The sequence below is a fragment of the Gardnerella sp. KA00288 genome, from assembly GCF_049244085.1.
Lineage (GTDB): Bacteria > Actinomycetota > Actinomycetes > Actinomycetales > Bifidobacteriaceae > Bifidobacterium > Bifidobacterium greenwoodii.
Genome location: NZ_CP058373.1, coordinates 1,020,691 through 1,042,410, shown reverse-complemented (window position 1 = coordinate 1,042,410; position 21,720 = coordinate 1,020,691). Strand labels below are relative to the sequence as shown.

Here is a 21,720-nt window from a genome sequence, read left to right as displayed (position 1 = left end):
ACGCAATCATAAATTTTTAAGAAAGCTGAGGAATACTTATGGCACGAGTAAAGCGCGCAGTAAACGCTCACAAGAAGCGTCGCGTTGTTCTTGAGAGGGCTTCTGGCTACCGCGGTCAGCGCTCCCGTCTTTACCGCAAGGCAAAGGAACAGCTGCTCCACTCATTTACTTATAACTTCCGCGATCGCAAGGCTCGCAAGGGTGATTTCCGCAAGTTGTGGATTCAGCGTATCAACGCTGCAGTTCGCGCTGAAGGCATTACCTACAATCGCTTCATTCAGGGCTTGCATTTGGCAGGCATCGAATTGGATCGTCGCGCTCTTTCTGAGCTCGCTGTTTCCGATATTGAAGCATTCAAGGCTGTTGTCGAAGCTGCTAAGGCTGCATTGCCAGCTGACGTAAACGCTCCAGTTGAAGCCTGATTTCGCTTTAATAGAGTTTGATTTTAAGCCCACCCATTTAGGTGGGCTTTTTTCGTACTAAAATCAATATGAACAAATAGCTATTAGATATAATTAACTTTATGCGCCAAAATATTGATTCTTACAATGCTGAAAACAGTGTTGCTGGCAGTTACACAAGCAGTATTACAAGAAATATTCCTAAAGAATTTGAACCTTATATTCAACGTTTTATTGCGCATATTGATATTGAGCGTGGTCTTTCTAAAAAAACTGTATCGGCATACGCTTCAGATTTGCAAGATTACGCATCTTGGCTTTATGGTGAACGAAAAATTAAAGATGTTACCGCTATCTCGCAGTTAGATATTGAATCATATATTAGAACTTTGCATAAATTAGGTTTGGGATCTCGCACTGTTGCTAGAAGACTTGCAAGTATTCACGAATGGCATCGTTTTATGCTCGCTCATGGAGATATTAGCGCTGACGCTTCAGCGTTTGTAAAAGCGCCAAAACAGACGGATTACTTGCCGGATGTGCTAAGCATTGATGAAGTAAATCGTGTTATTGAAGCTGCTGGAAATTTTGGTAGCGAGGACGCTATTTCGATTAGAGATGCAGCTTTGCTAGAATTTTTGTACGCTACAGGAGCGCGAATTTCGGAAGCAGTTGGCGTAAAATTCGAAGATATTGATTTAGACGACTCCGTTGTAAAACTTACTGGCAAAGGCGCAAAGCAGCGTCTAGTTCCAATTGGTGGTTGCGCGATTAGGGCTATTCGTAAGTATATTGAAAAATCTCGCCCAATATTATCTTCAAAAGGCAAGAAGGAATTGCACACTATTTTCTTAAATAAACGTGGCAATGCTTTATCTCGCCAGTCAGCATGGTTTGTGGTTGTTGATGCAGGTAGTCGCGCAAAACTTGGACGCCCCTTGCATCCGCATACGCTACGGCATTCTCTTGCCACGCATCTTATTGCAGGAGGTGCAGATGTTCGCACAGTTCAAGAGCTTCTTGGTCACGCTTCTGTAACAACTACGCAAATTTACACGCACATTAGCCCAGATGCTTTATTCGAAGCGTATGTAATGAGTCATCCTCGTGCTAGATAATTTCATTCTCAGAGTTTCGTGAGTATACCTGTTGATAAAGTGGGGAACATGCCTACTGATTTACTTGGACGCGAATACGAGACTTTTCATGCGCCGGAGCCGCTTACTTCTCACGGTCCTGCGCGAATTATTGCTATGTGCAATCAAAAAGGTGGAGTCGGTAAAACAACCAGCTCTATTAACATTGCTGGAGCTTTAAGCCAGTATGGTCGTCGCGTTTTAATTGTTGATTTCGATCCGCAAGGTGCTGCAACTGTTGGTCTTGGCATTAACGCTAACGCGCTTGACAACACGGTTTATACAGCATTATTCGATTCGTCAGTAGATGTTCACGACGTAATTCGTCATACTGAAACCGAAAATATTGATATTATGCCAGCGAATATTGATTTATCTGCTGCAGAAGTTCAGTTGGTTACAGAAGTTGGCCGTGAACAGATTCTCGCAGGCGTATTGCGTAAAGTTAGAGACGAGTATGACGTTATTATCGTAGACTGCCAGCCTTCTCTAGGTTTGCTTACTGTAAACGCGCTAACAGCAGCAGATGGCGTAATTATTCCGCTTGCTGCAGAGTTCTTTGCACTTCGAGGTGTTGCTCTTCTTATGCAATCTATTGAAAAAGTGCAGTCTCGAATTAATCCAAATCTTAAAGTATTTGGCGTTCTGGTTACTATGTATACACGCACTTTGCATAGCGAAGAAGTCTTACAGCGCATTTACGAAGCTTTCCAAGACCGAGTTTTGCATTCCGTGATTTCCCGCTCTATTAAATTGCCGGATTCTACTGTTGCTGCAGTTCCTATTACTATTTTTGCTCCTGAGCACAAGACTGCAAAAGAGTATCGTGAGGTTGCGCGCGAGCTTATTGCTAAAGGTGTTGTTGCTTAAGTTTTTTACGGCTTGATTTGCGCGAGTTGTTTTTACTTCTCGCGCTTTTTTGTAAGGCTGTCTTAGCTCGCGAGTAAAATCGGCGAGGTTTGGCAGTTTGCCGATTTTGGTTTTGCCAATAACGTATTGCGGCTATTTGATTGGCTTCAGCTTTAAAATAGTTGCTTGTAGATAGTTACTTAAACGCGAAGAATGGAAGAGGTTTGTGATGACTGTTCGCGGTGATATTCGAAATGTGGCAATTGTGGCGCACGTCGACCACGGTAAGACCACTCTGGTAAACGCCATGCTTCAACAGTCGCACGTATTCTCTGAGCGTGAAGAAGTTCCAGATCGCGTTATGGATTCCAATGATTTGGAACGCGAAAAGGGCATTACTATTCTTGCTAAGAACACGGCTGTGCAGTACACCGGTCCGTTGGCTGAAAAATATGGTCACCCAGAAGGCATTACTATTAACGTGATCGATACCCCTGGCCACGCTGACTTTGGTGGCGAGGTTGAGCGCGGTATTTCTATGGTTGACGGCGTTGTTCTTCTTGTTGACGCTTCTGAAGGTCCACTTCCGCAGACTCGTTTTGTGCTTCGTAAAGCTTTGGAAGCTAAGCTTCCTGTTATTTTGTGCGTGAATAAGGTTGATCGTCCAGACGCTCGTATTGAAGAAGTTGTTGGCGAATCAACTGATTTGCTTCTTGGCTTGGCTCAGGACGTTGTTGAGGAAGGTATTGATCTTGATCTCGACTCTTTGCTTGATTTGCCAGTAATTTATTGCGCTGCTAAAGCCGGTTACGCTTCTCAAAATCAGCCAGAAAATGGTGGTTTGCCAGATAACGACAATTTGGAACCACTGTTTGATTCTATTATTTCAAATATTCCAGCTCCGCAATACGAGGAAGGCGCTCCTCTTCAAGCTCATGTTGCAAACATTGATTCCTCCGACTTCCTTGGACGTTTGGGCTTGGTTCGTATTTATAACGGCGTTTTGGAAAAGGGTAAAACTTACGGTCTTTCCCGCGTTGACGGCTCTATTGAAAACTTCCGTGTTTCTGAGCTTCTTCGCACTCAAGGCTTGGAACGTACTCCTGTAGCTTCTGCAGGTCCTGGCGATATTGTGGCTGTTGCTGGCGTCAACGACATTATGATTGGCGAAACTATTGTTGATCAGAACGATCCAAAGCCTCTTCCGTTAATTCATGTTGACGATCCTGCAATTTCTATGACTTTCGGCGTAAATGATTCTCCTCTTGCTGGAACTGAAGGCAAAGATCATAAGCTTACTGCTCGTATGATTAAGGATCGTTTGGACCGCGAGCTTATTGGTAACGTTTCTATTAAGGTTATTCCAACTGAGCGTCCAGATGCTTGGGAAGTTCAGGGTCGTGGCGAGCTTGCGTTGGCTGTGTTGGCTGAGCAGATGCGTCGCGAAGGCTACGAGCTTACGGTTGGCCGTCCTCAGGTTGTTACTAAGACTATTGATGGTCAAATTAACGAGCCTATGGAAAGTACAACTATTGACGTTCCAGAAGAGTACATGGGTACTGTTACCCAGCTTATGGCTGATCGTAAAGGCCGCATGGATTCTATGAGCAACCACGGTTCTGGTTGGGTTCGTTTGCAGTTTACTGTTCCTTCTCGTGGTCTTATTGGTTTCCGTACGGCTTTGCTTTCTGCTACTCGCGGAACTGGTATTGCAAGCTCTATTTCTGCAGGCTACGCTCCTTGGGCTGGTCAGATTGTTACTCGCCAGAACGGTTCCATGGTTTGCGATCGCAAGGGTGTTGCAACTCCTTACGCTATGCAGCGTTTGCAGGCTCGTGGTATCTTCTTTGTGGATCCGCAAAGCCCAGTTTACGAAGGCCAAATCGTTGGTATTAACAACAAGCCAGACGAGTTGGATGTAAATATTACGCTTGCTAAGCACATGACTAACATGCGTTCTTCGACTGCTGATGTGCTTGAGACTTTGACTCCGCCAATTAAGATGAGTTTGGAAGAGTCTCTTGATTTTGCTAACGAAGACGAGTGTGTGGAAGTTACACCTGAAGCAATTCGTGTTCGCAAGATTATTTTGAGCCGTGACGAATGGTATAAGTGGCGTGCTAAGCAGCGTCGTCAAAACAATAATGCTGCGTGATGCATTCTCGAAAATACTATTTGTAAATTGAGGCGCTGATTTACTATGACAGCAAAACCGTGGTCGCATCGCTTACCTTTATGGGGTAGGTATGCGACCACGTGTGTTTCTTCTGCAATATGCGCACTAATTGGAACTTTTGTGCATCGTGCTGGAGCAATGAATAATTTGCCATATGGTTTTGTTATTGCCGTTATATTACTCCTGCTTTCTGCTTGGTGTTCCAGAGCTCGTAGTGGATGGTGGGGATTATTTATTCACGCAGTAGTTTTTTCTGCTGTTGTATGGATTCTAGCGCTTGGTTTTATTGGTAGCGCAATTCTTGTTCCTGTAGGCTTTACTATTCCTATGCCTTGGTGTGTGAAGTACGTTGGGTATTTTTGGCTTTATGGCATTCTTATTGCTCACGCAATTTTGCTTTGTATGCCTCAGCGTTGGTTTGTTGTTGAATAGTGTTAAATAAGTAAAGAATTTACAGTAGTCTTTACAATAGTTTTGACAGTATTTTTTACAGTGGTCTTTAAGGGAATAGTCATGGATAGTAATAAGAACAGTAATAGTGCTCGTAAATTATGTTATTTAGGGCCGGAAGGTTCTTTTACTCATCAAGCTGCTTTAAAAGTTCAACAGCAGTTACAATCATTTGATAATTTGCAACTTATTCCAACTGCTTGCGAGAATGTTCTTAGCATTGCTAGTGAAATTGAGAAGCATAACCATTGGGGTGTTATTGCGTGGGAAAACAATATTGAAGGCGTTGTAATACCTAATTTAGATTTACTAATCGATGCAAAAAATATGGTTGGCATTGCTCGCGTAGGTGTCGATATTAGTTTTGATGCTGTTATTTGCAAGTCAGATTCAATTGATAACTGTTCTGCTATTGTTGCTCATCCGCACGCGTTGGCACAATGCCGTAAGTTTGCTCAAAAGCGCGGTTTGAAAGAAAAAACTGCGTCTTCAAACGCTGCTGCTTGTAGGGATTTAGTTCCTGGCGAAGTTGCTTTATGCCCTAGAATTTGTGCCGATTTATACAATAGGCAGATTGTGAGCGAAGGTGTTGAAGATTTTTCTGGCGCTCGCACTGAGTTTTTAGTATTAGCTCCTCGAGATGAGGTTTTAGATTTTGTTAATATTCAGCGCGAAAACTTTTCATCATTTTCATCAATTATTGCTTTTATTCCGCGTTGCACGGGCGCTGGCGTGCTAGCAAATTTGCTTGACGTTGTGCGCGATCATGGTCTTAATATGACTTCTTTTATGTCTAGGCCAATTAAAGGGCAGGATGGTTTATACAGTTTTATTGCAACTGTTGATTCTGCTCCTTGGGATTCTATGTGTAAAGATATGATTCAAGAGGTTGTTGAGCATGGAGATTGGGTTCGAGTTTTAGCAGTGTATCCTTCCGAAAAGCGCAATAATCCTGTGATGAACGATTGGATGCTGCCTAATGGCGGAGTGTGTGTTGAACCTTCGGTTGATTCTTTGCGCAATTTGAACGTAATGCAGGCAGAAAGAGAATTATTATGGTAGAAAACGCTGAATTTTCGCAAAATTTTTCTGTTGGTATTGTAGGTCTTGGTCTTATTGGTGGATCTCTTGCAAAAAGACTTGCAAAATTGCCTGAATGTAGCGTTTATGCGTGGAATCGTCATCATAATCCATACGAAGAAGCTGAAAATTTAGGAATTACTTGCGTGGACAATGTGCAAGATTTAGCTAAGCTTCGACCAAACGTTCTGATTTTGTGCAATTCTCTAGCTTCTATGCCAAGTATTTTGCAGGAAATCGCACCTTATATTGACAAATCTCGCACAACTATTAGCGATGTTGGTAGTGTAAAAACTTTAGTTCGCCAGCAAGTTGCTGCAGCAGGTTTGCAGGATTGCTACGTTGGTGCGCATCCTATGGCGGGTAGTGAATTTACTGGTTGGAAAGCTTCTAGTGCTGAGCTTCTAAATGGTGCTTTGTGGGCATTAACCGTTGATAGCAACACGGAATTTTGGCGAGTTAGCAATGTTTTACGAATGATTGTTTCGCTATGCAAGAATCGCGCAATAGTTTTAGACGACGAAACGCACGATAATTCTGCGGCACTTATTTCTCACATGCCTCACGTTGTTGCGACTTCTCTTGCAAATGTATTATGCGATCAGCCTAATCGTGCTATTGCTTTGCAATTATCTGCAGGCTCTTGGCGAGATATGACGCGCGTTGCTCTTACAGATCCTCAACGCACGCGCGCAATGGTAAGCGAAAATCGGCATAATACTGCGAAATTATTGCGTTCTGTAATTTCTGAGCTAACTTTTGCTGCGGATATGCTGGATAATAATTCCGAAACTGCCGATGCGCTAGAGCAGGAGTTTTTTGATAAAGCTCAATCGTGGCGAGAATATAAATACCAGCAGCGCAACTCGTGTAAAACGAATACGCAACAAAGTGATTCTGCAAATCAAAGCGATGCTGCTAATAGCAGATTGTGGAAGTATGATTCCAGAATCAATTGGCAGCAGGAATTACTAGAATCCGCGCGCTTAGGAGAATCTATTGTTGAAATCTGCGGATTTAATACCAACGAATCTTCGCAACTACTATTGCGCTCAGATGCTTCTCTAAGCAACGTCTAATGCGAGTTTGTGCTTAGTGTGGCGCGAGTTTTAATGTCTATATTTTAAGCGGCTTTTGGAATTTGCGTTCCGGCATTGGCTTTAAGCGTGCAATTGTTCTGGCATCAATGAACATTTCTTCGGCAGCTCTAGTGCCGTTTGCTGCAGGATCTCGAAGTAAGTGAAGCGTTTCTCCATCCCACTCGAGTACGTGTCCAATCGCATCATGATACTCGATTTTTTGCTTTCCATCGTTATTTTCTTCTATAATTTTGTATGTTCTTACTACTATGCGTGTGCCTGCAGGTATTCGCTGTGGTAGTGTAGTCAAGTTTTTTATACGTGTTTCCATAACATGCTCCTTGTTGTATTATGCATGTGACTGGCGCGTATGGCAAACGTTTATAAAGTTACGCAAGGGTGATTAAGTATGGAAAATAAGCGAGTGGCTTCCAATAGTTTCGTAAATTTTCCTGCCCAATATGCGAGTTTAGTAGATGATTACATTACGTATGTGAGCGCGAATAAGGGCTTGGGGGAGCGCACGAATCGAGCTTACGCAAGTGATATTAAACAGTGTTTAGCATGGTGTAATCGTCACGGTTTTAAAAATATTTCAGATCTCACTACGGATGATTTGCGTTCTTGGATGGCAGACGCTTCTAGAAATCATGCTCGTTCAAGCTTGGCAAGAAAAGTTGTTGCTGTGCGCGGATTTTTCGCATGGTGCCAGCATGTTGGGTTTATAAATGGTGACCCTGCAGAAATTTTGATGACTCCAAAAATTAAGAATGTTCTTCCATCTGTTTTAGATGAGTCTCAGGCAGAAGCGCTAATGAATAATATTGATTCTAAAGCTAATGATTCATCTTCGTGTAATAAAAATCAGAAAGCTGTTGAACTTCGCAATGCTGCAATTATTGAGCTTTTATATGCAACTGGCATTCGCGTTGGTGAGCTTACTGGATTAAATATTCAAGATATTAATTTTTCATCGCATACTATAAAAGTTACAGGTAAGGGAAATAAGCAGCGCGTTGTTCCTTTTGGGATTCCGGCCGCAAAAGCTTTGTCTGAATGGCTTTCAGATAGCGGGCGAAAAATTTTATTGAAAGATTCTGCACAAACTGCAATATTTCTTGGCGCTCGCGGAAAGCGCATTGATCAGCGATTAGTAAGACAAGTAGTTCATGATGCGGCTAAAAGTGCGCATGTTCCGGATATTTCTCCGCACTCTTTGCGCCACAGTGCGGCTACGCATATGCTTAACGGTGGAGCGGATTTGAGAGAAGTGCAAGAATTGTTGGGTCATTCTTCGCTTAATACTACTCAACGCTATACGCATGTATCTATAGAAGCGTTGAAACAGCGGTATTTACAAGCTTTTCCGCGTGCTTAATTATCTGCATATTAGATGCATAATTTCTCTGTAATTAACAAAGCCTTTACATAAAAGATTACATAATTTACATATATGTAATATATTTAAATCAGTAAAAAACAGTAAAAATTATTGGTAAAATAGTAAGTTTTTTAGTTTTTATGCGAAAAAATGGTGTTTTAATCAGTAATTTTTAGATATAAACAGTAAATTTTACAATTTACTTATACTCTTGCAATGTTTGCAAAAATACGTATCATTGAATTTTAATCAACGAAGAGGCCTTGTCATTGGCTAAAAGAATCCATCTGGCAATAAAAACTAGATGGATTTTATTTTATTCATGACTTGGCTTTTTGTATTGATATAGCATCCTGCCTACCAGACGTTAGGAGAATAAATATGAAGAATAAGGCTTTAGCTTTTGCCGCTGCGGCCTGCTCGTTGGCCATGTTGCTTGGTGGTTGCGGTTCATCTGCTTCGAAGACTGCGCAGACAAACGGTGGAAAAGTTATTATTACCGTAAATAACACTGAGCCACAGAACGAATTGGTGCCTGGCAACATTAACGAAAACGCTGGTGCACGTCCTGCTATGTTGGTCAATTCCACGTTGATCACTTTTGATGAAAAGGGCAACCCAGTAAATGAGGATGCTGAAAGCGTTACTCCAAACGCAGACGCAACTCAGTACACTGTTAAGCTTAAAGAAGGCAAGAAGTTCAGCGATGGTACTCCTGTTACTGCTGAAAGCTTCACCAAGGCTTGGAGCTTTGTTGCTAACGCTAAGAATGCACAGAAGTGCGCTTCCTTCTTCCAGACCATTAAGGGTTATGACGAATTGCAGAAGGATGGCTTGAAGGGCGACGAACAGCTTTCCGGTTTGAAGGTTGTAGATAAGAACACCTTCACCGTTGATTTGAAGCAGCCAGATTCCGTGTTCCCAATTAAGGTTGGCTACTTGGCATTCGCTCCACTTCCAGAATCCTTCTACAAGGATCCAAAGGCTTATGGTGAAAAGCCTGTCTCCTCCGGTCCATACTTGTTCAAGTCTTGGGATCACAACAGGCAGATTGAAGTTGTGAAGAACCCGGCTTACGAAGGCCCTCGCAAGGCTCAGAATGATGGCGTTACCTTTAAGATTTACACCGATGGTAATGCTGCTTACCGTGACGTACAGTCCGGCAACCTCGATATGACCGATAACATTCCAGATACTGAAACCAGCAACTTCCAGAGCGATAGCACAATCACTGCTTACAACAAGCCTGGTTCTGTAATTCTTCAGTTCACTATTGCTTCCAGCCTCCCACACTTCGATGTTAAGACTGAGGAAGGCCGCTTGCGTCGTCAAGCAGTTTCCATGTCTATCGATCGTAAGGCAATTGCTGAAAAGGTGCTGAACAAGACTGCTGCTCCTGCTAAAGACTTCACTTCTCCAAAGACCCCAGGCTACGATCCTAATTTGAAGGGTAGCGAGCATTTGAAGTTCGATGCAAAGAAGGCTAAGGAATTGTGGGCTAAGGCAGAAGCCATTTCCAAGTATGATGGTCCTCTTACCTTCACCTACAATGCTGATAACGCTGTTGCTAAGTCCGTGTTCGATGCAGTTGTGAACTATGTGAAGAACAATTTGGGTGTTAAGGCAGAAACTACGCCAATCCCAACCTTCCAGGAGTTCCGCGATGCATGCACCAAGCGTAAGGTTAAGGGCGCATGGCGTGCAGGCTGGATGCCAGATTATCCAAGCCCAGAAAACTACTTGACTCAGCAGTTCGCTTCTGTCGCAGCTGATGGCAATGGTTCTAATGATGGCGATTACAAGAATCCAAAGTTTGATGAATTGCTTACCAAGGCTACTGCATCTTCCGATGCAAGTGAAGCAACTAAGCTTTATCATGAAGCTGGCGAAACCCTTCTTGAGGATCTTCCATCTGTACCACTGCTTTACATGAATGCTAAGGCTGTTATGAATCACAATTTGAAGGGATTCGTAATGGATTGGCAGAATATGCCGCTGTACTACCAGCTTCATAAGTAAGATTTAAATCTTCATATGGAGTTTATATAAATTAATTTCATGATATTCAGAAAAATACTTAATTCTGATATCACCTCTCAATAATTTAATATCGCGTATAGCGAAATTGCTACTCCAGTTGAAGAAATGAAGGAAGTAATCCAAAAATTTCTTTAACTGGAGTGGCACTTTGTTGTTTTTGCGAGTAATTGTTAACAATTCAAGGAGAAGCCGATGGGTAAGTACATTCTGCGTCGAATTTTGCAGATGATTCCTGTTGTTCTCGGCACAACGTTATTGGTTTATGCGTTAGTATTTGCTTTGCCGGGTGATCCGGTAAATGCAATGTTTGGCGATAAACCAGTTAATCCTGCTGTCGCAGCACAAATTCGAGCTAATTATAATTTAGATAAACCATTTATTATTCAATATTTACTGTTCTTAAAGAATGCGCTTACTCTTGACTTTGGCCAAACCTTTGCGGGTCAGCCTGTTATTGATGAAATTGGTCGTGCATTCCCTGTAACCATTCAGCTTGCTATCATGGCGTTTGCATTTGAAGCTCTGTTTGGTGTAACTTTTGGTATTATTTCTGGTCTTAAAAAAGGCAAATGGTACGATAGCGTAATTCTTATTGTTTCTCTGCTTCTTATTTCCGTGCCAACCTTCGTAACTGGTTATGCTATGCAGTATTTGCTTGGTATTAAGTGGCATATTCTTCCTCCTAATGTAAGTAATGATCCTGGATTCTTAGATATGCTCACTCCTGCAATGGTTCTTGGATCTGTATCTATGGCATATGTAATTCGACTTACAAGGTCTGAAGTTTCGTCAAATATTGCGCTCGACTATGTTCGTACAGCTCGTGCGAAGGGTTTAAAAGAAAGCTCGGTAATTATTCGTCATATTTTGCGCAATTCGCTTATTCCTGTAGTTACTTTCTTGGGCCAGGATTTGGGCGCATTGATGGGCGGCGCTATGATTACAGAAACAATATTTAACATTCATGGTATTGGCTTCCTTACTTATCAAGGTATTTTGAAGGGTGAAAGCAACCTGGTAGTTTCTGTAGTTACCTTGCTTATGCTGATTTTCGTAGTCAGTAATTTACTTGTTGATATCTTGTACGCGGCTCTTGATCCGCGAATTCGTTACGCGTAAGGAGAAGCATAATTATGCAAGAAAAAGTTGAGGAAAATTTGACTGCTGCAGATATTGCTCTTCCAGGACAGGAACGTTACGTTGCTTCCTTGGATGAAACTCCGTTACAAGAAGTTGATTCCGTTGACGAGTCTGCTCCTGCTACGAGCATGTGGGCTGATGCTTGGCGTACTTTGAGACGAAATCCTTTGTTTATTATTTCCGCAATATTGATTATTGCAATTTTATTTATTGCATTATTCCCAGGATTGCTTGTTAAGCAAGATCCTATGTATTGTGTACTTAATAACTCTTTGATGCCAAGGTCTTCTGGTCATCCACTTGGATTCGATAAGCAGGGATGCGATATTTACGCTCGTGTAATATACGGAACTCGCACTTCTGTAACAATCGGCATAATTGCTACAGCTTTGGTTGTTTTAGTTGGTTCTTTAATTGGCGCTATTGCAGGCTTCTTCGGAGGTTGGGTTGATGCTGTTCTTAGCCGCATTACCGACATCTTCTTGGCTTTGCCTATGCTTCTTGGCGCTATAGTTGTTCTCCAAATGTTTAGAACCACAAAATCAATGTGGAAGATAATTCTAGTTATGGTTCTATTCGGTTGGGTTAGTGTTGCTCGAATAGCTAGAAGTGCTGTTATGGAATCAAAGAATCTAGAATTTAACACAGCTTCTACAGCTTTAGGATCTAGGCCTATACGAAATCTCTTTAGGCATATTATTCCAAACTCTTTGGCTCCAATCATTGTTGTTGGCACAACTTCTCTCGGCTCCTACATCGTGTTGGAAGCAACACTTAGCTTCCTCGGTATTGGTTTGCCAACTACTACAGTGAGCTGGGGTGGAGATATTGCTACTTACAGCAGGTACTTCAATAATAGTCCAGAAGTATTGTTCTATCCGTCATTTGCGCTTGCTATTACAGTTCTTGCCTTCATTATGATGGGTGACGCTGTAAAGGATGCGTTGGATCCAAAGAGCCGTAAGGCGTGAAGTTAGCGTGGAGGAATAAAACTTATGAGCATTTCAACGCATAAAAATGTAGACGCTCTCGCTATGCAGCGTGAGCAAGGTCCATTGCTTGAAGTGAAAAATCTTCAGGTTGATTTCACTACTGATTCTAAGAAAGCTGTTCACGCTGTTCGAGATGCAAGCTTTAGCGTATATCCCGGCCAGTGGGTTGCAATCGTAGGTGAGTCTGGTTCTGGAAAGTCCACTTCTGCAATGGCAGTTTTGGGTTTGCTTCCAGGAACAGGTCATGTTACAGGCGGTTCTATTAAGCTTAATGGCCAAGAAATTAGCAAATTAAAGCCAAAAGAGTTTGCTTCTTTGCGCGGCACTGCAATGGGCTTGGTACCTCAGGATCCTATGAGTAACTTGAACCCTGTTTGGCGTATTGGTACACAGGTTAAGGAAGCCCTTCTTGCAAATGGTGTTGATGTAAGCCATGAGAAGCGTTCTGCTCTTGCGGAAGCTCTTGCAGGTGATGCTGTAGAAGTTAAAAGCAATGAGGACGAAACATTCCTTGGTTCTAAAGAATTACCAGAATTGATGGAAGTTGCACGCAAGTCTTTGGTAGAAATCGGACTTGATGAATTCAAGATGAATGAAGCCATGGGCTACTACAAAAAAGAGTGGGTTCCAGGTTCTGAAACTCGTTGGCGCGTTGCAGACGATTTAATCAAGTACGGTGTGAACGACGACAAAGCTTGGGAAATTGCCAAAAAGTATGTTGTTGGCGCTAATGTTGACGACCGTATTGCAGGTTTACTTGATGAGGCTGGTTTGCCTGATGCTGCAACTCGTGCACGTCAGTTCCCGCACGAGTTTTCTGGTGGCATGCGTCAGCGTGCGTTAATTGCCATTGGCTTGGCTTGTCGTCCAGATTTGCTGATTGCAGATGAGCCAACTTCCGCACTCGACGTTACTGTGCAAAAGCGTATTCTTGACCATTTGCATACGCTTACTGATTCGCTTGGAACTTCCGTTCTGTTCATTACTCACGATTTAGGTTTGGCCGCAGCTCGCGCACAGCACGTTGTTGTTATGTATAAGGGTCGTGTTGTTGAATCTGGTCCATCTTTGGACGTTTTGCAGCATCCGCAGCATCCTTATACTAAGCGACTTGTTGCTGCCGCTCCAAGCCTTGCTTCTCAACGAATCATTTCCGTTAAGGAGCATGGTGGTAATGCGGATAATTTGCTTGAGCATCACGTAGTAGGTGAGCAAACTCTTGAAAAGAGCGAGCATATTATTACAGTCGATCACTTAACCCGAGAGTTTAAGCTTCCTCGTAAGAAGGAGCTTTTCAAGGCTGTTGATGATGTTTCGTTCTCTATTAAGCGCGGAACAACGTTGGCAATTGTGGGTGAATCCGGTTCTGGTAAGTCTACTGTTGCAAACATGGTTTTGCGACTTCTTAAGCCAACAAGCGGAACTGTTACTTACGAAGGCAAGAATATTGCTGAATTAAAGGGCGTGGATTTGCTTGATTTCCGCCGTCATGTGCAGCCAGTATTCCAGAATCCTTATGGTTCGCTCGACCCAATGTATTCGATTTATCGTTCTATTGAAGAGCCTTTGCGAATTCATAAGATTGGCGATAAAAAGAGCCGCCAGAATCGTGTGCGTGAACTCTTGGACATGGTTCGTATGCCTGCTTCTGTTATGACTCGCTTCCCGAACGAGCTTTCAGGCGGCCAGCGTCAGCGCATTGCAATCGCGCGCGCAATGGCATTGGATCCGGACGTTATCGTTTGCGACGAAGCTGTGTCGGCTTTGGATGTGCTTGTGCAAGATCAGGTTTTGCATTTGCTTAACGATTTGCAAGCGGAGCGCGGATTGAGCTACTTGTTCATCACTCACGATTTGGCAGTGGTTCGTCAGATTGCAGACGAGGTTGTTGTTATGCAGCACGGAAAGCTTGTTGAGCATGCTACAACCGACGAAGTGTTTGATCATCCTCAAAAGGAATATACTCGCGATCTTCTCGACGCAATTCCTGGTGGAAACTTGGAGCTTGGATTAGATTAATTAAATAATACAAGCTAATAATAAAAGGTGCAGAGTTTATAACTTGGTTAATAACTAGGTTTATAAATTTCTGCACCTTATTTTTTGTTTTACGTAGCGTGCATATTTGTGTAACGCGCATATTAGAGTTAGATTTATGATCACAATTACTACTTCAAACTTAAATGGTATTCGTGCGGCCGAGCGTAAGGGGATGCTTGACTGGTCCAATTCTCACACTCCTGACGTGTGGTGTATGCAAGAAGTGCGCGCTCCGCAGGATGCAATCGACCCAATTATGACAAAAATTGAAATGGGATATCGCGCGTCTGAAAATATCGCAAATCCTGTAGAAAACGATAATTTTACTTATGCAAACGAAGTTTGCCGCATAAAAGGTCGAGCTGGGGTAGCGCTAGTAACATCACTTCCTGTAATTGAAAAACGCTACGGTTTGCCCGGCTTAAGTGATGATGTTGATTCTGGGCGATGGGTTGAAACTGACGTCCGTACCCCTGAGGGGTATGAAATTACTATTGCTTCAGTGTATGTTCACGCTGGAAACGTGGATGATCCGCAAAAAATGCAGCAAAAATTCCGCTTCTTAGACACAATGCTTATTCGCTTGGGTGAGCTTAGAGATATTGCTGCAAGTGGCGGAAATCAAGCGATTTTGTGCGGTGATTTTAATATTGCGCATACGCCGTTAGATATTAAAAACGCTAAAGCAAATGAAAAAAGTGCAGGATTTTTGCCGGAGGAACGCGCGTATATTGACCGCTGGATTAACGAGTATGAATTTGTAGACGTTATGCGCATGCTTGCGGGAGATATTCAAGGACCATACACTTGGTGGAGTCAGCGCGGCAAAGCTTTCGACAATAACGTTGGTTGGAGATTAGACTATCAGTTTGCAACGCCAGAAATTGCAGAAAGCGCTTGTGGCTTTGTGATTGATCGGGCTGAAAGTTATGAGGCAAGATGGTCGGATCACGCGCCTTTAACCATAAAATACGGTGTGTGATTATTAATCACATTAACTGAAATAAATAAAGTAATAGCATTTGCTCATATGCATATTTTCAGTGCTTTGTTTGTGATAATCTGGTGAAGTTGAGCAATTTACGATGATTAGCATTATGCTTATTGTTGTGCTTGTTGTTTTAAGAAATGAGGAATAATGGGCTGGTTATTTGGCCGAAATAAAGAAGTAGAATCTTCAAAAGATATAGATGAAGTTGTGAAGTTAAAAACTGGTCCATGGGATTTCAACGATGAAGATGCTCCTGATTTCAGTGATTATCTTGATTTTGGCTCAATTTATATTCCATATTTCCAAGGTATAGAATTACGCGTAAAAAAGCAGCGTGAAAATGATCAAGTAATTGGTGCAACAGTAACTTACGGATCGTCAAGTGTTGAAGTTGAAGCTTTTGCTGCTCCGAAATCTACTGGTATTTGGAATGAAGTATGCAAAGACTTACTTGACGGAAATAGCCAAGCTTGCACATCACAAGGCGAATTTGGAACTGAACTTTTGCTGCCTGTAAAAGTTGGAGAAAAGAGTATTACAACTCGTATCGTTGGAGTTGATGGTCCTCGCTGGATGCTTCGTGGAGTATTTTCTGGGCCTGCAGCAACAGAGTTGGCAGAAAATAATAATGAAACTAAGCAATTAGACGAATGGTTTAAGGGGATTGTTGTAAATCGCGGTGAAGAACCATTAGCGCCTCGCGATCTTATTCCTATGCATGAGCCATTAACTCGTGAAGAAAAAGAATCAGCGCATAGATTAGAAGAAAATAATGATGAAAGTAATAGTTCATCTGAAGAAAATGCTGATGACGCTTTAAAAAAAGAAGATAAGCCTTTAGGATACGATCAGCAAGTTGATGTAAAAACTACGCTTTCTCGCGGACCAATGTTTTCTGAGGTTAGATAGCAGTAAGTTAAGTAGCATAAGGATATCATCTTGAAGAAAAATAACGCTTATGGCAAAAAAAGTTCTGGGCTTGCTTCCCTTGCCTCTATCGGTTCTGACAGAAGCAACTTTTCTGTAATTGATTCCATAGGTGGTATTCGAGGAATAATCGAATCCATGCTACCTGGCTTATTGTTCGTTATTTGCTTTGTTATAACACGAAATGTGCAAACAACGGTTATTGTGGCAGCTGTGATTGCTGTTTTGCAAGTTGCGGTTCGTCTTATTCAAAGGCAATCTCTTATGGGAGCAATTAGTGGACTTGTTTCCATTGCAATTTGCCTTATTTGGGTGTGGACGAGTCATCAAGCTCGCGACTACTACATGATGGGCTTTATTACAAACGCTGTGTATGGTGTGCTTCTTGCGATTTCGCTGATTGCGCGCGTGCCAGCGCTTGGGCTTGTGATTGAGTCTATTCGTAAAATGCCTACTGAAAATTTTGGCGCGTGGCTTCACGAATGGCTTGATTACAGGCCACTTAAGCGTGCGTATATGTATGTTACTGGATTGTGGATTGGTGTTTTTGCGCTGAGACTCGTTTTGCAAGTGCCATTATATTTGACGAATCACGTTGTATGGCTTGGTACCGTTCGCTTGATTATGGGATTGCCGTTCTGGGCGCTGGCGATTTGGGTTTCTTACTTGATTATTGCAACGCCATTTATGCGTCTACATCATAAAAATCGCGAAGAAAATCAGCTTAACAAAGCGCAAAACTAAGGGGTAGTCTATGCAGGTGACGATGCGAATCGAGCGTTATGCAGATCAAGGAAGATGTGTAGGTCATCTCGAAGGACGCGTTGTGTTCGTGCGATTTGCGTTACCTGGTGAGCTGGTTGTTGTGCGCATGGATGAGCCGATGCGTGCAAAAGCGCACTTTTTTACTGGCGAAGTTGTAGAAGTTTTGGAGCCTAGCGCGGATCGTGTGGAGCCGCAATGGAAGCTCGCGGGTCCCTTGTCTCAGGGCGGCGGAGTTGGAGGAGCGGATTTAATTCACGTTTCTTTGCCTGGTCAGATTCGTTGGAAGGCTTCCGTAATTGCCAACCAATTCCAACGTTTAGCGCACATGGATATTGCGGAAAGTGATGTTAGCGTTGAGCGCATTCCAGGGGATGAGGAGCTTAACGGATTTAATTGGCGTACGCGCATGGAGTTGGTGGCGGATGATGAAGGGCGATTGTCTATGCGAAAGCGAGAGTCGCATGATCGCATTGCTATTGATACTATGCCGCTTGCGTCGCGCGCGGTTTTAGCAGTTGCGGATTCTTTGGATTTGTGGAATCGTACTTTCTCTCCAAATGCGCAAATTCGCCTTGCTGTTCCAGAGCCTCGAGTTGATGGTTTAGATTTTAATGATAAGTCTGCGCTTCTTAGTGCGATTGGCGAAAATTATGCGCTTATAGTAAATGATGAGTTGGTTGCAGGCTCAGCTTTGTTGCGTGAGCGTGTGCGCGTTGCGGCTGCTGGTGATTCATCGCGTATGCGTACTTTTGACTACGATGTTGACGCGCGCGGTTTTTGGCAGATTCATCGCGCAGCTCCAGAGCATTTAGTGAACTATGTTTTGGGATTAGTTCGTTCTGCGCTTGGTGGTCGCACTAAAAATACTGTTTTGTGGGATTTGTATTCTGGTTCGGGTTTGTTTACGATTCCTCTTGCGACTTTGGCTAATGTTGGCGGAGATTCTGCTGGTGATGCAGGTTCCGTTGGTTCTGCAGAGCCAGCCCGTGTGCTTAGTATTGAGGGTGCGCCGATTGCTGTAAAGAACGCAAGGCGAAATATTGGACGCGCTGGTCTTAGCAGGGATGTTGTTGAAGCTTTGCAAGGCGATGTTGCGCAAACGCTTGAATCGCAGGTGTTTAAGGCGAGTAAGTCATCTAAAATTGTGCGCCGATTTGCGCATCCAGATGTTGTTGTGTTAGATCCTCCGCGCGCTGGTGCTAAAGCTCAAGTTTGTAAGCAGATTGCGAAGTCTGGAGCAAGAGCTGTTGTGTATGTTGCTTGCGATCCGACCAGTCTTGCTCGCGATGTTGGCACGTTTAAAGAACTTGGCTACAGCGTTCAGTCTTTGCGCGCGTTCGACATATATCCCAACACTCATCATACAGAATCAGTGGCGCTCCTTTGCAAATCGTGACTGTTTCAAGATATCGTTTTGATGACATCTACTATGCGTGCAGTCTAGTTGCTGCGTTTAAGAAGTTGTTTGTTGGGAATTATACCGAATATGCAAACTATAGAATAGTTATTGTCCAAATGCATGAATGAAAACTGGACAAATGCTTGAATAAAAGTCCGCCAAATACTTGAATGAAAACTGGACAAATACTTGAATAGCTGATAAAGTTTACCTAACTAATAAGCATCGGAGGAGATTATGAAGGAGTATTTACCCAGAATTGCAGATAAATTGTTAGAAGAACGATTAGACGCAAAGGGAGCAATTTTAATTGAAGGGCCTAAATGGTGCGGAAAGACTACAACGGCAAAACAAAAGGCTAAAAGTTTTATATCTATGGATCTTCCTGATATGACGAAACAATATCAACAAATGGTAGAACTTTCTCCTAGTACACTACTTGAAGGAGAAACTCCAAGGCTGATAGATGAATGGCAAATAGCACCTAATATATGGAATGCAGTGCGATATGAGGTTGACAACAGAGATGAGTTTGGCCAATTTATATTAACGGGTTCGGCGGTGCCTAATGAATTTGATGACTCTATGCATACAGGCATAGGCAGAATCTCCAGGCTTTTGATGCGACCTATGAGTTTGTATGAATCAAAAGACTCAAGTGGTGAAGTTTCTCTTAGAGATTTATTTGAAGATAAAAATATTTCGGCTATTAATGAAACTAGTCTTGAAAAAATAGCCTTTTTAATATGTAGAGGCGGATGGCCGAAAGCAATTGGTTTAGACGAAAAACCGTCTTTATTTCAAGCGATAGATTATTACAAATCCGTTGTTTCTACAGATATTAGTAGAGTGGATTCTGTAAAAAGAGATAAAGAAAAAGCAAAAAGACTACTTAAATCTTACGCAAGGCATGTTGGCTCGCAAAGCTCACTAGAAACTATAAGACAAGATATGTTGGTCAATCAAGAGGATACATTTGATCAAGTGACTCTTTATTCTTATCTTGATGCCCTAAGAAAAATGTTCGTGATAGAAGACTCGCCTGCATGGAATCCAAATTTAAGATCTAAAGCGTCCATACGTACAACGGATACTAGATATTTTTCAGACCCGTCTATTGCAACTGCTGCTTTAGGAATTGGACCTAAAGATTTGTTATGTGATTTAAAAACTATGGGATTTTTATTTGAAAATTTATGTGTTCGTGACTTAAAGATTTATACGGACTATTTAGATGGAACAGTTTATCACTATAGAGATAAGAATGGTTTAGAATGTGATGCGGTAATTCATTTAAGAAATGGGTCTTATGGTCTAGTTGAAATTAAGCTCGGTGGAGATAAATTAATAGAAGAAGGTGTTAAAACTTTAAAAGATTTAGCATCTAAGATAGATACTGAAAACATGTCTAAACCTTCATTTATGGCAGTTTTATGTGCCAAAGCTCCTTTTGCTTATAAAAGAAATGATGGTGTTTGCGTAATACCTATTACTGCTCTAAGACCTTAATGTTTTTATGTTCACACATATGAGACTGCTGGTCTTACAAGAATCCAACGTATGAAGTGGATTTTCTTATTTCAAGCGCAGTCAACAGAGGCTCCATACCATTTCTTTTCCTCGCCATATTTTCTATACTTTTTTTGGGGGGGGGTCATGTGATTACCGATATTATTTTCGTTATCAAGCAGCATCCCAAAGGTGAATTTTAATTTTTTACGTTTACATTCCTATAGAGGATATTTTTGATGATTTTGAAAAGGGTATTTAGTGGACAGCTGCAAGCCCAAATGCTTGCGGTTATTTACATGGGAAGAGACCAGACTAAACAACTGGAAGAATTGTAATGTAAACGTGTTATCAAGCCAATCTTAAACCTTTTAACGATAGCTTTTCCTATCGTTAAAAAGTGCACCCACTTGCACTCAGGTGCGAAGTGGGAAAATACAGCTCGAATGTAAGTCTGTAGTGGAGTTTTTAGCGCAGAGTTGAGCATTAGATGACAACGCTAGCAAAAATACTTGACTATGACGTTGCGTAATACTTTATTCTAGTGATAAGTAAGGAGGTGAGATAGTGAAAACAGTGAATGAAGTCAGTAAGATAGCAGGAATTAGTATTCGTACTCTTCAGTATTACGACAAAATCGGTTTGTTAAAACCGTCTGCTTATTCGGAGTCAGGATATAGGTTGTATGGTGATGAGGATCTAAAGGTATTACAATCCATTTTGCTGTTTAAAGCTTTGGAATTTCCGCTCAAAGAAATTAAAGAAATAATAACCAGTGAGCATTTCGACAAAGATTTAGCGCTGGAACAACAAATCAAATTATTAATCCTGAAAAAAGAGCATTTGGAAAATTTAATTCTTTTTGCAAAGGGATTAAAAGCACTAGGAGGTAACTATATGAACTTTACAGCATTTGACACAAGCAAAATTGATGAGTATGCCAAACAGGCAAAAGAGTATTGGGGAGATACGCCGGAATTCAAGGAATTTGAAGCTAAAGAAAAAAGGAGAAACAGCGAGGAAACAAAAATGCTCCATCAACAACTCATGCTGATTTTTGCAGAATTTGGCAAGGTAAAATCACAACCCAGCGATTCAGTTGAAGTTCAGGCTTTGGTAAAGAAACTGCAGGAATTTATTACAGCTAACTTCTATAAGTGCTCGAATGAGATTTTATCCGGACTTGGCAAGATGTATGCTTCCGGTGGTGATTTTACGAAAAATATAGATGCGTTTGCAGGCGAAGGGACATCAGTATTTGTCAACAAGGCAATCGAATATTATTGCAAGTAAGTTTTATAATCGACTTATTGATTAAAAACACCTAATTAACTAATGTAGTGCTCCCAAAAGTTGGACCAAAAA

The 21,720-nt window shown here is 42.0% G+C and carries 19 protein-coding genes; 18 read left to right on the top strand and 1 reads right to left on the bottom strand.

Going from position 1 to position 21,720, the window contains the following annotated elements:
* The first annotated feature begins 38 nt into the window (after window positions 1-38).
* The 7 genes from rplT to HXT52_RS03930 all read left to right on the top strand — a co-directional run bounded on the left by rplT (window position 39) and on the right by HXT52_RS03930 (window position 7,171).
* Complete coding sequence (gene rplT, locus HXT52_RS03960) at window positions 39-422, top strand: 50S ribosomal protein L20 (protein ID WP_116793879.1); 384 nt, start codon at window positions 39-41, stop codon at window positions 420-422.
* A 101-nt stretch (window positions 423-523) separates the two neighbouring features.
* A complete protein-coding gene (locus HXT52_RS03955; protein WP_421775768.1) occupies window positions 524-1,519 on the top strand; it encodes a site-specific tyrosine recombinase in 996 nt (331 codons plus the stop codon).
* 48 nt (window positions 1,520-1,567) lie between these two features.
* Window positions 1,568-2,407: a ParA family protein gene (locus HXT52_RS03950; RefSeq protein ID WP_004134586.1), complete on the top strand. Its 840-nt coding sequence runs from the start codon at window positions 1,568-1,570 to the stop codon at window positions 2,405-2,407.
* A gap of 208 nt (window positions 2,408-2,615) precedes the next feature.
* The gene (typA, locus tag HXT52_RS03945; RefSeq protein WP_116793881.1) at window positions 2,616-4,541 is read left to right on the top strand and encodes a translational GTPase TypA; all 1,926 of its coding nucleotides are present in this window, start codon (window positions 2,616-2,618) and stop codon (window positions 4,539-4,541) included.
* Between the two features lie 45 nt (window positions 4,542-4,586).
* On the top strand, window positions 4,587-4,994 hold the full coding sequence (locus HXT52_RS03940; RefSeq protein WP_421775767.1) for an alcohol dehydrogenase: 408 nt from the start codon (window positions 4,587-4,589) through the stop codon (window positions 4,992-4,994).
* 81 nt (window positions 4,995-5,075) lie between these two features.
* Window positions 5,076-6,074 carry a prephenate dehydratase domain-containing protein gene (locus HXT52_RS03935; RefSeq protein WP_421775766.1) on the top strand — a complete coding sequence of 333 codons (999 nt, stop codon included), beginning with the start codon at window positions 5,076-5,078 and terminating at the stop codon, window positions 6,072-6,074.
* Window positions 6,068-7,171 carry a prephenate dehydrogenase gene (locus HXT52_RS03930; RefSeq protein WP_421775765.1) on the top strand — a complete coding sequence of 368 codons (1,104 nt, stop codon included), beginning with the start codon at window positions 6,068-6,070 and terminating at the stop codon, window positions 7,169-7,171. The genes HXT52_RS03935 and HXT52_RS03930 overlap by 7 nt, the downstream gene beginning before the upstream one ends.
* A gap of 37 nt (window positions 7,172-7,208) precedes the next feature.
* Here the strand turns inward: HXT52_RS03930 and HXT52_RS03925 are convergent, their stop codons facing one another.
* On the bottom strand, window positions 7,209-7,502 hold the full coding sequence (locus HXT52_RS03925) for a DUF6725 family protein (RefSeq protein ID WP_421775764.1): 294 nt from the start codon (window positions 7,500-7,502) through the stop codon (window positions 7,209-7,211).
* Window positions 7,503-7,580: 78 nt separating this feature from the next.
* Here HXT52_RS03925 and HXT52_RS03920 point away from each other — a divergent pair, with 78 nt between their 5' ends.
* From HXT52_RS03920 to HXT52_RS03870, 11 genes are all read left to right on the top strand, one after another.
* Window positions 7,581-8,549: a tyrosine recombinase XerC gene (locus HXT52_RS03920; protein ID WP_421775763.1), complete on the top strand. Its 969-nt coding sequence runs from the start codon at window positions 7,581-7,583 to the stop codon at window positions 8,547-8,549.
* A 384-nt stretch (window positions 8,550-8,933) separates the two neighbouring features.
* Window positions 8,934-10,571, top strand: a complete 1,638-nt coding sequence (locus tag HXT52_RS03915) for a peptide ABC transporter substrate-binding protein (protein WP_116793887.1) — start codon at window positions 8,934-8,936, stop codon at window positions 10,569-10,571.
* A gap of 213 nt (window positions 10,572-10,784) precedes the next feature.
* Complete coding sequence (locus tag HXT52_RS03910; RefSeq protein WP_019260849.1) at window positions 10,785-11,711, top strand: ABC transporter permease; 927 nt, start codon at window positions 10,785-10,787, stop codon at window positions 11,709-11,711.
* A 14-nt stretch (window positions 11,712-11,725) separates the two neighbouring features.
* The gene (locus HXT52_RS03905) at window positions 11,726-12,703 is read left to right on the top strand and encodes an ABC transporter permease (RefSeq protein ID WP_116712362.1); all 978 of its coding nucleotides are present in this window, start codon (window positions 11,726-11,728) and stop codon (window positions 12,701-12,703) included.
* A gap of 24 nt (window positions 12,704-12,727) precedes the next feature.
* On the top strand, window positions 12,728-14,743 hold the full coding sequence (locus HXT52_RS03900) for a dipeptide ABC transporter ATP-binding protein (protein ID WP_421775762.1): 2,016 nt from the start codon (window positions 12,728-12,730) through the stop codon (window positions 14,741-14,743).
* A 136-nt stretch (window positions 14,744-14,879) separates the two neighbouring features.
* A complete protein-coding gene (locus tag HXT52_RS03895) occupies window positions 14,880-15,746 on the top strand; it encodes an exodeoxyribonuclease III (protein ID WP_421775761.1) in 867 nt (288 codons plus the stop codon).
* Window positions 15,747-15,902: 156 nt separating this feature from the next.
* Window positions 15,903-16,664: a DUF3710 domain-containing protein gene (locus HXT52_RS03890; protein ID WP_421775760.1), complete on the top strand. Its 762-nt coding sequence runs from the start codon at window positions 15,903-15,905 to the stop codon at window positions 16,662-16,664.
* Window positions 16,665-16,694: 30 nt separating this feature from the next.
* Window positions 16,695-17,426 (top strand): DUF3159 domain-containing protein, encoded by a 732-nt coding sequence (locus tag HXT52_RS03885; RefSeq protein ID WP_421775759.1) that lies wholly within the window; start codon window positions 16,695-16,697, stop codon window positions 17,424-17,426.
* 10 nt (window positions 17,427-17,436) lie between these two features.
* Window positions 17,437-18,843, top strand: a complete 1,407-nt coding sequence (locus HXT52_RS03880) for a class I SAM-dependent RNA methyltransferase (protein WP_421775758.1) — start codon at window positions 17,437-17,439, stop codon at window positions 18,841-18,843.
* 240 nt (window positions 18,844-19,083) lie between these two features.
* Window positions 19,084-20,355, top strand: a complete 1,272-nt coding sequence (locus tag HXT52_RS03875) for an ATP-binding protein (RefSeq protein WP_421775757.1) — start codon at window positions 19,084-19,086, stop codon at window positions 20,353-20,355.
* A gap of 567 nt (window positions 20,356-20,922) precedes the next feature.
* Entirely contained in the window at window positions 20,923-21,648 is a 726-nt protein-coding gene (locus tag HXT52_RS03870; protein ID WP_415696781.1) for a MerR family transcriptional regulator, read from the top strand.
* The last annotated feature ends 72 nt before the right edge of the window (window positions 21,649-21,720 follow it).

What these genes read in the sequence shown, in the direction of transcription:
- rplT (WP_116793879.1), top strand. Translation starts at nt 39, where the DNA reads ATGGCACGAGTAAAGCGCGCAGTAAACGCTCACAAGAAGCGTCGCGTT.
- HXT52_RS03920 (WP_421775763.1), top strand. Translation starts at nt 7,581, where the DNA reads ATGGAAAATAAGCGAGTGGCTTCCAATAGTTTCGTAAATTTTCCTGCC.
- HXT52_RS03905 (WP_116712362.1), top strand. Translation starts at nt 11,726, where the DNA reads ATGCAAGAAAAAGTTGAGGAAAATTTGACTGCTGCAGATATTGCTCTT.
- HXT52_RS03890 (WP_421775760.1), top strand. Translation starts at nt 15,903, where the DNA reads ATGGGCTGGTTATTTGGCCGAAATAAAGAAGTAGAATCTTCAAAAGAT.
- HXT52_RS03900 (WP_421775762.1), top strand. Translation starts at nt 12,728, where the DNA reads ATGAGCATTTCAACGCATAAAAATGTAGACGCTCTCGCTATGCAGCGT.
- HXT52_RS03875 (WP_421775757.1), top strand. Translation starts at nt 19,084, where the DNA reads ATGAAGGAGTATTTACCCAGAATTGCAGATAAATTGTTAGAAGAACGA.
- HXT52_RS03950 (WP_004134586.1), top strand. Translation starts at nt 1,568, where the DNA reads ATGCCTACTGATTTACTTGGACGCGAATACGAGACTTTTCATGCGCCG.
- HXT52_RS03915 (WP_116793887.1), top strand. Translation starts at nt 8,934, where the DNA reads ATGAAGAATAAGGCTTTAGCTTTTGCCGCTGCGGCCTGCTCGTTGGCC.
- HXT52_RS03925 (WP_421775764.1), bottom strand. Translation starts at nt 7,502, where the DNA reads ATGGAAACACGTATAAAAAACTTGACTACACTACCACAGCGAATACCT.
- HXT52_RS03940 (WP_421775767.1), top strand. Translation starts at nt 4,587, where the DNA reads ATGACAGCAAAACCGTGGTCGCATCGCTTACCTTTATGGGGTAGGTAT.
- typA (WP_116793881.1), top strand. Translation starts at nt 2,616, where the DNA reads ATGACTGTTCGCGGTGATATTCGAAATGTGGCAATTGTGGCGCACGTC.
- HXT52_RS03880 (WP_421775758.1), top strand. Translation starts at nt 17,437, where the DNA reads ATGCAGGTGACGATGCGAATCGAGCGTTATGCAGATCAAGGAAGATGT.
- HXT52_RS03935 (WP_421775766.1), top strand. Translation starts at nt 5,076, where the DNA reads ATGGATAGTAATAAGAACAGTAATAGTGCTCGTAAATTATGTTATTTA.
- HXT52_RS03955 (WP_421775768.1), top strand. Translation starts at nt 524, where the DNA reads ATGCGCCAAAATATTGATTCTTACAATGCTGAAAACAGTGTTGCTGGC.
- HXT52_RS03895 (WP_421775761.1), top strand. Translation starts at nt 14,880, where the DNA reads ATGATCACAATTACTACTTCAAACTTAAATGGTATTCGTGCGGCCGAG.
- HXT52_RS03930 (WP_421775765.1), top strand. Translation starts at nt 6,068, where the DNA reads ATGGTAGAAAACGCTGAATTTTCGCAAAATTTTTCTGTTGGTATTGTA.
- HXT52_RS03910 (WP_019260849.1), top strand. Translation starts at nt 10,785, where the DNA reads ATGGGTAAGTACATTCTGCGTCGAATTTTGCAGATGATTCCTGTTGTT.